Here is a 16,058-nt window from a genome sequence, read left to right on the forward strand (position 1 = left end):
AGGAGGCAATCCGAATGGATATTGAATTTCTTGGCACCGGTGCAGGCATGCCGTCCAAACAGCGAAACACATCCGCCCTGGTATTGGATCTGACGGATGAGAATAATGAAAACTGGCTGTTCGACTGTGGGGAAGCAACGCAGCATCAACTGCTGTACAGCGCGATTAAGCCGAAAAAAATTACCAAAATTTTCATTACACATCTCCACGGCGATCATATTTTTGGACTCCCGGGCTTCCTTAGCTCCCGCGCATTTCTTGGGGGCGAAGACCCTGTGGACCTATATGGGCCGGCCGGCTTAAAAGAATGGCTGCAGCACACTTATCAGCTCACAGGGACGTACCTGCCATACAAACTGAACGTTCATGAAGTACATGACGGACTGATCCTCGAAACCGATGAATTCAAGGTTTTCGCGAAGGAAGTGCAGCACGTCGTCAGAAGCTTTGGCTACCGGATCGAACAGAAGGACTTGCCCGGGACGTTACTGATCGATAAAGCGATTGAACAAGGCGTGCCTAAAGGGCCGTTATTGCAGCGCCTGAAAGACGGTCAGGACGTAGAACTGGAAAACGGTCAGACAGTTTACAGTAAAGACGTCACGACGGAGAAGAAAAAAGGCTTTGTCATTAGTGTAATCGGTGACACATCGTACTGTGATGCATCGGTGAAGCTGTCACAGGATGCGGATATTCTGATTCACGAAGCTACATTTACGGAGGAGTTTTCTGAAGGCGCGAGAGAATTTGGACATTCTACGATTGTAGACGCGGCGACTGTAGCAAATGAAGCGCATGTGAAGAACCTCATTGCTAATCATATTAGTGCGCGTTTCCTGCCAAGTGAAATGCCTGCCTTTTTAGCAGAAGGCACAGCAGTGTTCCCGCATATATATATCGCAGATGACTTCGCACGCTTCCAATGGAAACGCGGTGAGCTGAAGAAACTGGCGAAACACTAAGCATCCATTCCCGCTTAGGGGCGGATGCTTAATGTTTTGTGAAATGTATTGATTGCAGGTTTCCGGCTGCGCTGAATCTTGTGTGACTGAATAATTCGCGCCAACCGCTCATATCTCCTTTGGAACCGCTCATTAATTCTGGCAAGCGCTCATACCTTCCTCGCAACCGCTCAATAGTCCCGGCCAGCGCTCATACTCCTTCCGCAAGCGCTCATACCGGCCCTGCAAGCGCTCATACAGCCCAGCACAACAACCCGCCGCACAAAAAAAGAGGATGTCCATGAAGCGCCATAGCTTCCGGAACATCCCTTGTTTTTATGATAATGCGCCGAGTTCACGTGAGCGTTCGTCTGCGCTTTTGATGCAGTCTGCAATCGCTGCTTTGAATTCGTGATTCTCGAGTGCTTTGAGGCCGGCTGCGGTTGTGCCGCCGGGACTTGTGACGTTCGTGCGCAGTGTACTTGGCTCTTCGCCTGTTTTCTTCAGCATAGCTGCTGCGCCTTCAAGTGTCTGGACAATTAATTCGCGTGCGTCCGCAGCGTCGAGACCTTGTGTTACGGCTGCTTCCTCGAGTGCCTCCACGAGATAGTAGATATAGGCGGGGCCGCTTCCTGAAAGAGCCGTTACAGCGTGCAAGTCATCTTCTTCGACGACTTTAACGATTCCGATTGCGTTCAGCAGGCTCAGTATGGACTGCTGCATTCTTTCCGGCACGGTGCTGTTGAATGCGATGCCGCTTGCTGATTTACCAATCGTTGCGGATGTGTTCGGCATCGAGCGGGCAATCGGCCGTTTGCCAAGTCCTTTTTCCATTGTATCAATAGAAACGCCGGCAATTACGGAGAGAATTGCGGTGTTTTCTCCGAGCAGCGGCTGAATATCTTGCATTACTTTATGAATATCCTTCGGTTTTGTCGCCAGCACGACGAGATCAACCTGCTTGACGAATGAACGATCCTCGCATACTTTGGTAATTCCATAACGCGCCTGCAGTTCATCCAGGCGACTTTTATCAGACCGGTTCATCACATAAACATTCTTTTCGCGCAGCACCCGTTTATTAACGATTCCTGCTATAATTGCTTCAGCCATCGATCCGGCGCCTACAAATAAAATCTTCTCCATCTCCAACATCCTCCCCAACATAAAAAAGCGTCTCCGCCCTGCATTTCAGGACGAAAACGCTCGGTTTCCGCGGTGCCGCCTACATTTCACTGATACAGACTGCACCATTTCCACCTGCACGTTCCGTTCTATTTTCATGATTATGTCATGTACGAAATGAATTGTCAAACGGTCCTCAGCCATCAATGAACAGATAGACGATCAAAGCTATGATGATAATTGAAATGGACAGTGAAACGATCTTCATGATACTGAGCGGATAGTTTCCTGACACTTTACCTGTCTGGCCATTGACGATAAACTGATAGATTTTGTCTTTAAAATGAAATGAGGAAATCCAGATTGGCAATAAAATATGCTTGTAGGTGATGTCGGAGTAATCTGTCGAAACATTTACAACTTCGACGATATCTCCCGCCACACTCCGTTCAATTCCATTCACAATTCCTCTCGTCATCACATCCTGTGCCTGCGTAAACCCTTGCTGCAAAGAGACTGAATAGCGCTCAGCGAGGAAGCCAGACATATATTCCACTTTGTAATCTGTAAGACTGCTCAATTGAAAGGGCTGCACTTTCTGCAACAGCTTTGGATCGACAGTGGTGGATGCTTTAATTAAAATATCATCAAAAAACTCACTGTAATTCCCGCTTTCCTGATGCCATCGGATTTTTCGCACTTGCTCGGTCACAGTTTTTGCTTTGCCGTCTTCATAGACGGTGCGCGTTTCTGTAACGTAATAGTAATTCCCGACTCGCACGACATAGTGCGAGCGTGTCTGGCTGTCATAGGTCCAGTAGGGCAGATAGACACCGGATATTTTGCGCAGACGGTACGTTTTCTTTAAGGCATTCGGCGCGAAAAAATGTCCAGTGATCCATTCCCTGAACTTTGCGTGCGCCTGCTCCTGACTGATTTGAAACGGAATCAGCAGTCCCGGCTGTATACCGGCGTTCTGTTCGGTAACCGTAATATGGGATGAGCCGCAAAACGAACAGAAATCCGCTATGATATTGGCGTCAAGTACAGATTCAGCCCCGCAGCTGCTGCAGGAAAAGACCCGTTTTTCTTCATTCCATAAATGGTGCAAGTTATTTCCTGCTTCATTAAAATCGAGTTCAATTCGATGATCAACTGTTGCTTCGATTGGCATTTCATGACTGCAAAACGGACATTTCAGACCGCGCGTCTCCGGATTATAGGCCGTGTTGCCGCCGCAGGAAGGACACTTAATATTTTCCGTATCTTCTATGACGGTGTTTTGTTCATCAAATGAAGTCACATAGATCCCTCACTTCACATCTAACGTCTCACCGCAGTCTGCACAGAATTTTGCACTGGGCAGATTAGCATGTGAGCACGCCGGACAGACTTTCTCCGTAACTTGCTGTGTGCCGCAAGCAAAGCAGAACTTGGCGTCTTTTGGGAGGAGTGTTTCACATTGAACGCAAGGAACTTTATCTGATTCAACTGATTTTCCGCACTGTCTGCAGAATTTTGCATTTGCGTTAATGGCCGACTGACAATGCGGGCAAGATTTCATAGCTGGCTGAGCCTGCTGCTGCGGCTCGTTTTGGTTCATCGCGTTTGCCATCATTTGGCCCATTCCGAAGCCTGCACCCATTCCGACACCTGCTCCTGCAAGACCGCCTTCATTTTGGGCTGCATCACGCATCGCTTCTGCTGCCTGATATTGCTGATACTGCTGCATATTGCCGAGCACACCCATCGACGTGCGTTTATCCATCGCTTCCTCTACGTCTTTTGGCAAGGACAGATTTTCGATATAAAGAGACGTAATCTCAAATCCGAAAGCTGCAAAGCGCGCCAGCATTTTCTCTTTTCCTTTTTCACTTAGTTCGTCATAATGCATAGAAAGATCAAGCGCAGGGATTTGCGACTCAGCAAATAAATCAGACAGTCCCGAAATGATCATTTTCTTGAGATGACTTTCTACAGCACTTGTGTCGTACGAGCTGTTCGTGCCGAATAATTCACGCAGGAAGACAGTCGGCTCCGACACGCGATAGGAGTATATTCCGTAGCCGCGAAGGCGAATCATGCCGAAGTCGGGGTCGCGCATCATAATCGGATTAGACGTTCCCCATTTTTGATTAATGAACTGTTTCGTATTAATGAAATAGACTTCTGCTTTAAAAGGTGAATCAAATCCATATTTCCATGATTTCAATTTCGTCAGAATCGGCATATTTTGCGTGTATAGAATATGACGGCCCGGTCCGAAGACGTCAGCAAGTTCGCCTTCATTCACCATAATAGCGACCTGTGATTCTCTGACCGTCAGTTCTGCCCCCATTTTGATTTCATTATTATGCACGGGAAACTGATAAACCAATGTATTGGCATCCTGCGCCTGCCACTCGATTACTTCAATGAATTGATTTTTGAAAAAGTTAAAAAACCCCATAAATATCCCTCCAACTCGACATGATCTAACAAATCATGCGATTTCCTGTAGTATACCATACGGAGAATGGATCGAATGGTTTCACTTTCGCGAAAGTTCTTTTGGCTAATCGGGAATCAGTACGTGACGGTGAGAAGAAAAGAGAGTACAATAGACTGAACTGTCATTCATTTTAGGGGGAATTTAGGTATGATCACCAAAATTATTACACCCACTCCATTCGCGGTCGGCGACGTCAATTGCTTTTTACTGAAAGGCGACACGCTGACGCTGGTGGATGCGGCGACGAAAACACCGGAAGCGTATGAAGTGCTTCAGCAAAAAATAAAAGAAATGGGTTATTCATTTGCAGATATTGAACAAGTATTCGTGACACACCACCATCCAGACCATTGCGGCTGGGTAGAGGCGTTTGACAACGCGGAAATCCTCGGTCATCCGTATTTGAACTATTGGCTGGCGCGGGATTCCGAGTTCTTAGACAGACATGACCGCTTTTATGAGCAGTCGCTTCTTGAAGAAGGTGTCCCGGAGCATTACAGGAAATGGGTCAAACGTTTCCGCCGTTCTGTTGATCTGATGGGAGATCGTCCTGTTGACCGTATGATGAATGAAGGAGATGATCTGCCGGGGCATCCGGGCTGGAAAGTACAAGAGTCACTGGGCCACGCACAAAGCCATCTGTCGCTGTTTCATGAGCAGCAAGGAATTTTGATCGGCGGCGATTTATTGCTTGAGAAAGTGTCATCCAATCCATTAATTGAGCCGCCTTATAAGGAAGAACACGGACGGCCAAGATCATTGCTGCAATATAATGCATCACTTGAGCGCTTGCTGGACCTGCCTTTGTCGCTTGTCTACGGGGGGCACGGGGGAGAAATTCATTCGCCTCATGCGCTGGTTACAGACCGTCTCGCCAAACAAAAGGAACGTGCAATGAAGGTGCTGGCAATGCTGGATGAACCGCAGACAGTCTTTGATGTGACGAAGCGTTTATTCCCTGCGGTATATGAAAAGGAACTGGGACTGACATTATCGGAAACCATCGGTCAGCTGGATTATTTGACGGCTCACGAGCTAATTTCAGAAACAGCTGATTCGGCGGGAGTGCATCATTATGTCCGCATCTAAAACAGTGCTGATTACCGGTGCCACAAGCGGCATCGGTTTTGAACTGGCAAAGCGTCTGGCAGCCGATGATGCGTATCGGGTCATTGCGACAGGGCGGAACGCGAAAGCCCTCGAAGAGCTGCGGACGCTCGGCATCGAAGGATATTGTGCAGATTTACGCGACCCGAAGCAGCTCGACTGGCTTGTGTCTTGCATTGGCACGCCGGATCTGATTGTCTTTTCAGCAGGTGTCGGGAAATTTCATTTGGCGCATGAAACGACAGATGAAGAAACTGAAGCAATGCTCGAAACGAATGTGCTGGTGCCGATGCAGCTGACGGCACGCATGGTGCCTGCCATGATGAAGCGCAGACAAGGTCATTTATTGTATATCGGTTCGCAGGCGGGGAAAGTCGCGACACCGAAGACATCGGTCTATGCGGCAACGAAACATGCGCTCATCGGGTATACAAATGCTCTGCGCATGGAAGTCGCACCGTATGATGTGCATGTGTCAGTTGTCCATCCGGGCCCGATCGATACGCCGTTCATTGAGCTGGCGGACGCGACAGGCGGTTATAAACAGGCGATGGGCAGCCAGTTGCTTTCCATCGAGACGGTGGTGCAGTCTGTAATAGAGACGATTATGCGTCCGCGGCGCGAGGTGAATTTGCCGAAGATTACAGGCCTGACAAGCAAGTTATATGCCTTGGCGCCTTCCGCGGTGGAAACGATCGGGCGTCCGTTTTTCTATAAGAAGTGAACTCGAAGGCAGTCAGCAGAGTGCTGTCCCGCAAGTCGCCATGATGCGGCTTGCGGGGGAGCGCTTTTTTTGTTTGGGCAGGAGGTGATTCTGTTTAGTAAGAGAGAGAAATATAGGTTTTGTTTTTTACATCATTACTGGTTTACACGGGGTGACGGCATTATGATGAGAGAGGGGAGCGTCTTTAAACTCACTGCGGCGCTTGCGGATGGCTTCCGCAATGAGCCAGACAGGAAATGCGCCTGGCTGTCTCATTGCTACGCCTACCGCTTGTAAGGCGCCTCCGTTTAGTTAGGGTGAAGCAAGATATGACACTTCTTTTGCTAAAGCATACGCCAGTCGGCAACGTGTCACTGAACTTCTTCTCCTATAAACCACAACCTGGATTGCTCCCACTCAGCAGCGCAGGCACAACTGCGGGGTCGGCCGAAGTCATGAGACAACTGGCATGCACTTCGCCAGCTGGCTCATGACGAAAGGCAATCCCCCACGTGCCTGCGCGGGTCCTAAGAGCTGACACTTGCTAACTTCAATCCCCGACAGCCGATCGAGCAACGACACCAAAACCAGAGACAGAACGGCATTGAAGTCACTGCGGCGCTTGCGGATGGCTACGCAATGAGCCAGACAGGAAGATCGCCTGGCTGTCTCATCACTTCGCCGACCGCTTGTAAGGCGCCTCCGTTCAGTTAGGGGAAGCAGACGATGACACTTCTTTTGCTAAAGCGTACACCAGTTGGCAACGAGTCACTGCACTTCTTCTCTTTTAAAAGAGTACTGGGATTGCTTCCACTCAGCAGCGCAGACACAACTGCGTGGTCGGCCGAAGTCATGAGACAACTGGCATGCTCTATCGCCAGCTGGCTCATGACGAAAGGCAATCCCCCACGTGCTTGCGCGGGTCCTAAGAGCTGACACTTGCTAACTTCAATCCCCGACAGCCGATCGAGCAACGACACCAAAACCAGTGACAAAACGGCATTGAAGTCACTGCGGCGCTTGCGGATGGCTTCCGCAATGAGCCAGACAGGAAGTGCGCCTGTCAGTCTCATCGCTACGCCTACCGCTTGTAAGGCGCCTCCGTTTAGTTAGGGTGAAGCGGACCATGACACTTCATTTGCCAAAGCGTACGCTAGTCGTCTACCAGTCACTGAACTTCTACTCTTTTAAAAGAGTACATGAATAACTTCCACTCAGCAGCGCAGGCACAACTGCGGGGTCGGCCGAAGTCATGAGACAACTGGCGGCGCACTATCGCCAGCTGGCTCATGACGAAAGGCAATCCCCCACGTGCCTGCGCGGGTCCTAAAAGCGGACACTCGCTAACTCCGATCCCCGATAACGAGTCGAGCAACGACCCCGAAACCAGAGACAGAACGGCATTGAAGTCACTGCGGCGCTAGCGGATGGCTACGCAATGAGCCAGACAGGGAAGAGCATCCTGTCAGTCTCATCACTTCGCCGACCGCTTGGGAGGCGCCTCCGTTTAGTCAGGGAGAAGCAAGATATGACACTTCTTTTGCTAAAGCATACGCCAGTCGGCAACGTGTCACTGAACTTCTTCTCCTATAAACCACAACCTGGATTGCTCCCACTCAGCAGCGCAGGCACAACTGCGGGGTCGGCCGAAGTCATGAGACAACTGGCGCGCTCTATCGCCAGCTGGCTCATGACGAAAGGCAATCCCCCACGTGCCTGCGCGGGTCCTAAGAGCGGACACTCGCTAACTTCAATCCCCGATAACGAGTCGAGCAACGACCCGAAACCAAAAATAATAATATTATGTAAAGTTCGATCTTGCTATACCGCACAAACAAAATGTTAACCATCAGCTGACAGAGAGGCAATCAAACGAATACAGACATAGGCTGAAGAAAAGAAAGATTTTCTATTTCTCTCTCATCCAATAGAAAAGAAGTTTAAATAATCCAGCTTCAATGGTATAGTATAAGTGAAAGAGTTCACAATATTGACACAAGCTCATCATGTCTCAGAAATGCTGCCAGACTGCCAGAATTCCACACCCCGTTGCGCTTCTGAGTGAAGTCTTTCAGATGAAAACGCATGACGAAGCATGGAAAGGGTGGGATTCAGATGTTAGCCAGAGAGCATGATCAAAATATTTGGAAGTATGCCTTTGCAAGTGTCGCGGTTACTGTCAGCACGCTCGGCTTTGGACGGATGTCGTATGGAATCATAATGCCTTTCATGAAGGAGAACTTGGCGATGTCCTACAAACAGGCGGGAATGCTTGCGACAGTTGTGTCCATCGGGTATTTACTGATGGTTATCTTCGTCGGCCTGCTCGCTGCAAAGTTTGGCGCGAAGAAGCTAGTGATTTTTGGAACAGGACTGGTTTCATTTGGATTATGTATGCTGGGATTCGTTGCAGGCTATAAATGGACGCTTTTAGCTATGCTGCTGCTCGGGATCGGAACCGCTTTCACGTACACACCGCTCATCACGATACTAGTCGGCTGGTTTCCAAGAAAGCGCGGAATGCTGATAGGTTTTCTTGTCAGCGGCATGGGGCTCGGAACATTGATTTCGAGTACATTAATCCCATTCTTCACGACATGGTTTGGTGATATGGGGTGGCGTTATTTATGGATATTCTATGGTATCCTGTCGATCGTATCGATCGTCATTGCAATGACGATTTTACGTGATCCTCCCATTCCGTTACTGCGGAAAGAACAGCAGAAGAAATCGTTCTGGACGAAAGTATACTTGAATAAACGAGTCTTGCGTGTCGCAGTGATATACGGAATCGTCGGGTTTGCGTATCTGGTGCCGCAAAGTTTCTTATTCAGTTATATTCTCGAAGTAGGATTAACGAAGTACCAGGCAGGGCAGATTATGGCGGTCAGCGGGACGATGGCTATTTTTAGCGGCCCATTATGGGGCGGCGTGTCTGACCGGATCGGACGGAAAGCTGCCTTGCTTGCAACACTCGGAATTGGCGCGGTGTCGCTGATCATTCCGGCAGTATTTCCGGTTTATGCCGGCCTCATCGTCAGTCAGCTCCTGTGGGGAATGACGATTGTCGGGATGCTGTCACTCTGTCAGGCGCTTTCTACTGAACAAGTTCACCCGACCTATGCGCCGGTTGCTCTTGGTTATGTAACGTTTTTCTTTGCGGCAGGTCAGTTGCTCGGTCCCGGTATCGGCGGCTGGCTGATTGATCATTTTCAGCAGATTCCATTGGCGCTCATCATGTGCAGTGTGCTCTTGACACTTGCATTCCTGCTGACCATTCGAATGAATAAGCATGCGGAAGACTTGGATGTTACTGAACTGGAAGCAAAGCCTTCCTTAACTAATTTCTCAATAAAGGAGACTTCCGCGGAAAAAGTTTAACACGCACCGTTTCAGCAATACGCGTTCTGAATGTCAGATATGTGCATGGAAAGTGATAAGGCGAAAAGATAAGTTAAAAGGCAGCAGGTCCCTGAAAAGAGGATCTTCTGCCTTTTTTAATTCGTTCCTTTCGGCAGAACCGTACTGAATTTTATCTGCAGGTTGAAAAGGCGGTGTAAAAAAACCAATGATATTATTCAGCTTTTTAAAATATATTTCTGAAACAAAATAGTATATTTTTATTAAATGAACGGCATGCCGACAGACAAATTCATATCTGATTGAACGTGTTCTCAGATTTCTGTTTATCCAAAGATAAGTACTTTTCTCACATGAGCTGTTTGGCAGGTCATGAGCAAATGCATCGAATAAAAGACTAATTTATTGGCGTTATACTTTAAATAAAAAATATGATGTGCACTATAAAGATGTTTTCAAAATCAATTCTACAGCATTAATTAAACATAAGTCATTAATCTGCGATGGACTAATCATTACTAATAGTTTAAAATGCCCATGGCTAAATCTGTGTATTTTACAGATAAAATACAATCAATTATTAATTATTACATAATGTGTTGAACCACCGAATGAAATATGTTAAGGTCGGGACATTATGGAATACTTGCATAATACTGAATTAATTGGAGAAAATTTCCTGCCTAATTTTACGGCAGAAATTATATTTTCAAATGTTCAGATGCAATATTCCTGCTAATAACAGATTACATTCAAATAAAATGACGGAATATATATGAAGTTGCGGCAATTCAGATCTAACTGTTATAAATATTTCAGTAAAGGGGTAATAAAATGACGGAGAAAAACAATTCAACTCAAAACGGTCATGATCCAAGTCGAAGGAATTTCCTGAAAAATACCGGTCTGGTTGTTGGCGGTGTAGCCGGCGGTTCGCTGTTGGGCGGTTTCTTTACAAATCAGTCACGGTCAAATGATGAAGGGAAAGAAAATACAGAGACTGACAGCAAAAATGCACATCCTGCCAGAGCACGGATGTTCTTCGGACGCTATGAGGATTTCATTGTACTAGCGCATGCCGCGGAACTGATTTTTCCTAAGGATGATAACGGACCGGGGGCTATTGAATTAGACGTTCCTTATTATATTGATAAACAGCTGGCCGGCACTTGGGGGGTAAATGGCGATGATTACCGCCAAGGGCCGTATACTGAACTGGAAAAATTAAAGAAATTAAAAGATGACGACAAAGCAAATCACACACGAAGTAATCGGGGGAAAATTTTTCTCGAAGGTTTACGGAAAATGAACGCAGAAAGCAAAAAGCGTTTTGATATCTCATTTGACGAAGCTAGTGAGGAACAGAAGTCTGAGATTATGAGTGATTTAGAAAACGGCAAACTCGAGATGAAGTCCATTCCTTCAGAAGGTTTCTTTGCATTATTGAAACAAGCCACATTGGAAGGGGCGTTTTGTGATCCGCTGTATGGCGGCAACAAAAACATGGCAGGCTGGCACATGAAAGAATTTGGGGGCGCACAGATGTCTTATGCAAATGTCATAGAGTCGGAAGAATTCGTGAAAATGGAACCGGTCAGTTTGACAGAATACCAGAGAAATAAATGATCATTATTTTTAGGAGGTAACGTGTATGGCGAAAGAATTAAAAAAAGTTGACGCAGTCATCGTAGGTACTGGCTGGGCCGGCGGAATCACGGCTGCCGAACTTACAAAAAAAGGATATAAAGTAGTTTCTCTTGAAAGAGGTAAAGAACAATCAAGAGAAGACTTTATTGGAGCAAAAGATGAATTAAAATATTCTATCCGATATGATATGATGCAGGATTTATCCAAAGATACTGTGACTACAAGAACCAGTATGGACGAAACAGCCAGACCGGTTCGAAATAACAGTCATGCGCGTATTGGTAACGACATGGGCGGGGCAAGTGTGCATTGGAACGGTGTAAGCTTACGCTGGCTTCCTTATGATTTTGAAATTCGCAGCAAAACGATTGAGAGATACGGAGAAAGTAAGATTCCTGAAAACTGTACCATTCAAGACTGGGGGATTACATACGATGAATTAGAGCCGTATTATGATAAATTTGAAAAAACGGCCGGGGTTTCAGGTGAGGTAAATCCCCTCGGACATAAGCGTTCAGACGGATATCCGAATCCTCCTCTGAAAACAACTCCTTCGATTGAGCTGTTTAAAAAAGCAGCGACAAATCTTGGTTACCATCCGTATCGTTTGCCGGCCGCCAACATGTCCCAGCAATATACAAATCCTGACGGTGAAACGATAAACGCTTGTATGTATTGTGCATTTTGTGAAGAATACGGGTGTGATTTCGGAGCCAAAGGTGATCCAATTGTCACAGTATTGGAAACAGCGAAGAAAACAGGTAATTTTGAAATCCGCAACGAATCCACGGTTACAGAGGTGATTCATGATGGAACGAAAGCCATTGGATTAAAATATATTGACAATATCACAGGACAGGAGTTTATTCAGCCTGCGGATATTGTAGTCTTAGCCGGCTTTGTCTTTACAAATAATAAATTATTATTGAAATCAAAAATTGGCAAACCGTATAACCCTGAAACAGGGGAAGGCATCATCGGTAAAAACTTTACAGGACACTTCAGCAATATCAGTACGTATATTGGTGCGCGCGGCTTCTTTAATGATGAAAAATGGAATCTGTCGATGGGAACAGGGGCACTCGGTGCAACCGTCGATGATTTCTCAGGAGATAATATGGACCATACTGATCTTGATTTCCTTCATGGCTATGAAATTCGCTACTACCATCTAGGGCAGCGTCCAATTGATAATAATCATGTGCCAGAAGGAACACCGGCATGGGGGAAAGAATATAAAGAGAAAAACTTGTTTTATCATAACCGCAATTTAATTATCAGAGCGAAAACAGGATTTCTGCCTAACAGGTATACGTATCTGGATTTGGACCCTACTTATAAAGATGAATTAGGAGACCCTCTGATCCGTGCGACAGTGCATTATGAAGAACAAGACATTAAACGTGCCCAGCATGGCGTCGAACGCTGCAAAGAAATTATGACAGAAATGGGTGCCGATATTGTGGATTTGATTGATGTGCCAGATGACGTGAAATTTGATCATAAATTTTATACTAACCACTTCCTCGGCGGTGCGATTATGGGGAAGGATCCTGCTACGTCTGCCGTAAATACTTATTCACAAATGTGGGATATGGAGAATTTGTTTGTGCTTGGCGGTTCTTCGTTCCCGCATAACAGTAACCACGATCCGACTGAAACAATCGGTGCGTTTGCTTACCGTGCGTCAGAAGGGATGATCACCTATCTCGAAGGAGACGGCGGATTATTAGTGGAAGCTAAACAAACGAGTAATGCGTAATTGTAAGACCATATTATAGACCGGTTCTTTTACCGTTCCTATTTCTTTTTCTATATAAATACCTGCAAGCTGGACACTTGAAAAAAGAGTGTGCAACCTGCAGGTATTTTCATTTATTGAATGTAAATAGTAGACGACTGGTGAATCCGCCCGGGGATAGTCTGGCCGCAGATGAAAGTAAACGGTTGTCAAATCCCTATGTCTTTCAAGTAACGTCTGGCGTGAATGGATCGTTTCTTGCGGCTGAGAATTCTCGGATTTTTGCTGCAGCCTACTGTAAGAGTGAACACCTGTTAAAGCACCTTCATCTATCATATCTGAATCATGTATATCAGAAGGCTTTCTACGTTTTTAACATAGCGATTGTTTAGATTCTTCACAGCTTTGTTCAATTGTCCTTTTACTTTTTTTCGGTTCTCACTATTTGCAAGGTATACTGTACCTGAAATTTTCGTGAAATTACAGCTTTATGCCATCACCAAGCTGTAGCACATACAAAAAGACAGTCCCAATAATTGGAACTGTCTTTTTGTATGTAATGTTATTCTTGACGCGGCAAATTTAGCATCTAAAATTATGAGCAAATGCCCTGTACTCTATTCAATAGATTGTCCAGTTTTTGGCTGCATTTTATAACACTTGGATGAGTAAATCCGAAATGTTCCGCTTTCTTATACATAACTATTCTATTTACCTTAATTCTACACAATAAGTAATACTTTTTGACAGCTATATTCATTTCTATTCCTCCGTAATGATAATTACGCTTCAACCATGGTGCTATTTTCTTGATGTGCGCATAGAAGCAACCTGTCTATCATATATAATCTGTGTTGAAAAGGATGTCGGATTATGGCCGACAGTAAAATCATTGTCCGTTTGTGACAACACTGTGTATGGTGATTGAATATTCATGCATTTTGTTTGAAAAATACAGGCCTGCACATAATCTGAAAAGCTACAAACACTTCATGGCATGCGGACATTCTGCGAAAAGCAATTGCTTGTACTTGCGGAAGAAAGCAGGTTATATACGGTTGACCAGACAAAATCCTGCTGAAAATAAGCAGGAAGGGTCCTGCAAAATTTATAGTGCGAATTTAATTGACTTACTGTCACGTGTTCGTGTTAAAAGAGATATTGTATAGAAGTTTATCGAAGCTACAGATTTTGTAATGGTTTTCTTATATGAAAATAAATGCCATTCATACTGCGCTTTATTTCTTTGTATTGGACTTTAGCAAAGAAGGAAATAAAAGGCGATATACGTACTGAAACTTGCATTCAGCGGGTTAGGAATTATAATGATATAAGCGTAAAGAAAATAGGTGCCGGAACGTTGATAAAGTAATGCGTCGGACAGATATTACGAATCAAAAATTAGTGGTGAACGAACATTATCTGCAGAGCATTCCGGATCGATGAAAGAGGTTGTTAAATGGAAGAAAAGAAATATGAATTCCTGGCGGATAATCCGAATGTCAAAGTGCTGCCCATCATGCTGGCGCTTATCATTGGTGCATTCTTTGCCATTTTAAATGAAACTTTATTGAATATTGCACTGATCACATTGATGGATGAGTTTTCCATCACGTTACCGGCAGTGCAATGGATGGCAACGGGTTTTATGCTTGTCATGGCCGTTGTCATACCGATTTCAGCATTGCTGCTTCAATGGTTCACGACACGTCAATTATTCATTGGGACGATGAGTGTATTTACTGTCGGGACGATTGTGGCGGCCAGTGCGCCTGCATTTCCGGTTTTATTAACGGGGCGGCTTATTCAGGCTGTGGGTACTGGATTGTTGATGCCAATTATTTTCAATGTATTCCTCCTAATTTATCCGCCGCATCGGCGCGGGAAAATCATGGGACTTATCGGACTGGTGATCATGTTTGCGCCCGCGATCGGTCCTACATTGTCCGGAGTCATTGTGGAATATTTAGGATGGAGATATTTGTTCCTGCTCGTCATTCCTTTCTCGTTATTCTCCATCGCATTTGGCTATAAATATTTGATCAATATCACAGAGGTGACGAAGCCGAAAATCGATTATTTGTCGCTCGTATTTTCCTCGGCGGGCTTCGGCTCTCTCGTTTATGGATTCAGTTCTGTCGGGGAAAGCGCGAAAGGTTTTGCAAGTCCGCTTGTCCTGCTGTTCATCGGTATCGGAGTGGCGGGCATTATATTATTCGCCATAAGACAATTCAAGCTGAAAGAACCAGTCATGGACTTGCGCGTGTTCCGCTATCCGATGTTCACACACGCAGTGTTCATGTTCCTGATTATCATCATGGCGATGTTTGCGTCAGAAATCATCTTGCCGATCTATATGCAGGGCCCTCTCGCACTTTCTGCCGCGACCGCGGGCCTGATCTTATTGCCTGGCAGTGTATTAAATGGCATCATGTCACCGTTCATGGGTTCTTTATTTGATAAATTTGGACCTCGGGTGCTGATGATTCCTTCAACGATCGTACTGAGCGGAACGATGTTCACGATGAGCCGGTTGACCATCGATACACCAATTTGGGTTGTTGTGGTTAGTTATATTCTGCTCATGCTGGCTATATCTGCGATAATGATGCCCGCAGAAACGAATGGGCTGAATCAGCTGCCGAAGCGTTTATATCCGCACGGGACAGCGGTTATGTCAACGCTGCAGCCTGTTGCCGGAGCCATCGGTGTGTCAATTTTCATCAGTGTTATGAATGCAAGACAATTACACTTCCTGGAGAAATCTGCTGCACCCGGAGATCCGCTGACTGCCGATTTGGCGCTGGTTGCCGGTGTGGAACTTGTCTATTTCATTGCATTTGCGATGTCCCTTGCGGCAGTTATCCTGTCGTTTATCGTATACCGCGCCAAGCCAGAAGATGATGTTCAGGAAACGCACTAATTAAGATCCTTAATCCTATT

Annotated in this window: 13 protein-coding genes; 7 read left to right on the plus strand and 6 right to left on the minus strand. The window is 45.8% G+C overall.

Going from position 1 to position 16,058, the window contains the following annotated elements; translation table 11 throughout:
* The first annotated feature begins 14 nt into the window (after positions 1–14).
* The gene (gene rnz / locus SporoP33_RS00505) at positions 15–962 is read left to right on the plus strand and encodes a ribonuclease Z (RefSeq protein WP_081241923.1); all 948 of its coding nucleotides are present in this window, start codon (positions 15–17) and stop codon (positions 960–962) included.
* 315 nt (positions 963–1,277) lie between these two features.
* Here the strand turns inward: rnz and proC are convergent, their stop codons facing one another.
* From proC to SporoP33_RS00520, 3 genes are all read right to left on the minus strand, one after another.
* Complete coding sequence (proC, locus tag SporoP33_RS00510) at positions 1,278–2,087, minus strand: pyrroline-5-carboxylate reductase (RefSeq protein WP_081241924.1); 810 nt, start codon at positions 2,085–2,087, stop codon at positions 1,278–1,280.
* 175 nt (positions 2,088–2,262) lie between these two features.
* Positions 2,263–3,369, minus strand: coding sequence for a TFIIB-type zinc ribbon-containing protein (locus SporoP33_RS00515; RefSeq protein WP_081241925.1), 1,107 nt, complete (start codon positions 3,367–3,369; stop codon positions 2,263–2,265).
* A 9-nt stretch (positions 3,370–3,378) separates the two neighbouring features.
* Positions 3,379–4,515 carry an SPFH domain-containing protein gene (locus SporoP33_RS00520; protein ID WP_081241926.1) on the minus strand — a complete coding sequence of 379 codons (1,137 nt, stop codon included), beginning with the start codon at positions 4,513–4,515 and terminating at the stop codon, positions 3,379–3,381.
* A 189-nt stretch (positions 4,516–4,704) separates the two neighbouring features.
* Between SporoP33_RS00520 and SporoP33_RS00525 the strand changes: the two genes are divergently transcribed.
* Together SporoP33_RS00525 and SporoP33_RS00530 are read left to right on the plus strand one after the other, a co-directional pair.
* Positions 4,705–5,646, plus strand: coding sequence for an MBL fold metallo-hydrolase (locus SporoP33_RS00525; protein ID WP_081241927.1), 942 nt, complete (start codon positions 4,705–4,707; stop codon positions 5,644–5,646).
* Entirely contained in the window at positions 5,633–6,388 is a 756-nt protein-coding gene (locus tag SporoP33_RS00530) for an SDR family NAD(P)-dependent oxidoreductase (protein WP_081241928.1), read from the plus strand. Before SporoP33_RS00525 ends, SporoP33_RS00530 begins: the two co-directional genes overlap by 14 nt.
* Positions 6,389–6,514: 126 nt before the next feature.
* Here the strand turns inward: SporoP33_RS00530 and SporoP33_RS16385 are convergent, their stop codons facing one another.
* Complete coding sequence (locus tag SporoP33_RS16385) at positions 6,515–6,643, minus strand: hypothetical protein (protein WP_255363020.1); 129 nt, start codon at positions 6,641–6,643, stop codon at positions 6,515–6,517.
* A 434-nt stretch (positions 6,644–7,077) separates the two neighbouring features.
* Entirely contained in the window at positions 7,078–7,440 is a 363-nt protein-coding gene (locus SporoP33_RS00540) for a hypothetical protein (protein WP_081241930.1), read from the minus strand.
* A 1,042-nt stretch (positions 7,441–8,482) separates the two neighbouring features.
* On the opposite strand from SporoP33_RS00540, the gene SporoP33_RS00545 reads away from it, so the two are divergent.
* The 3 genes from SporoP33_RS00545 to SporoP33_RS00555 all read left to right on the plus strand — a co-directional run bounded on the left by SporoP33_RS00545 (position 8,483) and on the right by SporoP33_RS00555 (position 13,136).
* Entirely contained in the window at positions 8,483–9,748 is a 1,266-nt protein-coding gene (locus SporoP33_RS00545; RefSeq protein WP_196796825.1) for a YbfB/YjiJ family MFS transporter, read from the plus strand.
* A gap of 813 nt (positions 9,749–10,561) precedes the next feature.
* A complete protein-coding gene (locus SporoP33_RS00550) occupies positions 10,562–11,353 on the plus strand; it encodes a gluconate 2-dehydrogenase subunit 3 family protein (protein ID WP_081241932.1) in 792 nt (263 codons plus the stop codon).
* Positions 11,354–11,378: 25 nt separating this feature from the next.
* The gene (locus SporoP33_RS00555; protein WP_081241933.1) at positions 11,379–13,136 is read left to right on the plus strand and encodes a GMC family oxidoreductase; all 1,758 of its coding nucleotides are present in this window, start codon (positions 11,379–11,381) and stop codon (positions 13,134–13,136) included.
* A gap of 574 nt (positions 13,137–13,710) precedes the next feature.
* Here the strand turns inward: SporoP33_RS00555 and SporoP33_RS00560 are convergent.
* On the minus strand, positions 13,711–13,875 hold the full coding sequence (locus tag SporoP33_RS00560; protein WP_081241934.1) for an aspartyl-phosphate phosphatase Spo0E family protein: 165 nt from the start codon (positions 13,873–13,875) through the stop codon (positions 13,711–13,713).
* Between the two features lie 699 nt (positions 13,876–14,574).
* Between SporoP33_RS00560 and SporoP33_RS00565 the strand changes: the two genes are divergently transcribed.
* A complete protein-coding gene (locus tag SporoP33_RS00565; RefSeq protein ID WP_081241935.1) occupies positions 14,575–16,038 on the plus strand; it encodes an MDR family MFS transporter in 1,464 nt (487 codons plus the stop codon).
* Positions 16,039–16,058: the final 20 nt, after the last annotated feature.

The sequence above is a fragment of the Sporosarcina sp. P33 genome (assembly GCF_002077155.1).
In the GTDB taxonomy this organism is placed as follows: domain Bacteria; phylum Bacillota; class Bacilli; order Bacillales_A; family Planococcaceae; genus Sporosarcina.

Coding starts and splice junctions, on each gene's coding strand:
- rnz (WP_081241923.1), top strand. CDS start 15: ATGGATATTGAATTTCTTGGCACCGGTGCAGGCATGCCGTCCAAACAG.
- proC (WP_081241924.1), bottom strand. CDS start 2,087: ATGGAGAAGATTTTATTTGTAGGCGCCGGATCGATGGCTGAAGCAATT.
- SporoP33_RS00520 (WP_081241926.1), bottom strand. CDS start 4,515: ATGGGGTTTTTTAACTTTTTCAAAAATCAATTCATTGAAGTAATCGAG.
- SporoP33_RS00525 (WP_081241927.1), top strand. CDS start 4,705: ATGATCACCAAAATTATTACACCCACTCCATTCGCGGTCGGCGACGTC.
- SporoP33_RS00530 (WP_081241928.1), top strand. CDS start 5,633: ATGTCCGCATCTAAAACAGTGCTGATTACCGGTGCCACAAGCGGCATC.
- SporoP33_RS16385 (WP_255363020.1), bottom strand. CDS start 6,643: ATGAGACAGCCAGGCGCATTTCCTGTCTGGCTCATTGCGGAAGCCATC.
- SporoP33_RS00540 (WP_081241930.1), bottom strand. CDS start 7,440: ATGAGACTGACAGGCGCACTTCCTGTCTGGCTCATTGCGGAAGCCATC.
- SporoP33_RS00545 (WP_196796825.1), top strand. CDS start 8,483: ATGTTAGCCAGAGAGCATGATCAAAATATTTGGAAGTATGCCTTTGCA.
- SporoP33_RS00550 (WP_081241932.1), top strand. CDS start 10,562: ATGACGGAGAAAAACAATTCAACTCAAAACGGTCATGATCCAAGTCGA.
- SporoP33_RS00555 (WP_081241933.1), top strand. CDS start 11,379: ATGGCGAAAGAATTAAAAAAAGTTGACGCAGTCATCGTAGGTACTGGC.
- SporoP33_RS00560 (WP_081241934.1), bottom strand. CDS start 13,875: ATGAATATAGCTGTCAAAAAGTATTACTTATTGTGTAGAATTAAGGTA.
- SporoP33_RS00565 (WP_081241935.1), top strand. CDS start 14,575: ATGGAAGAAAAGAAATATGAATTCCTGGCGGATAATCCGAATGTCAAA.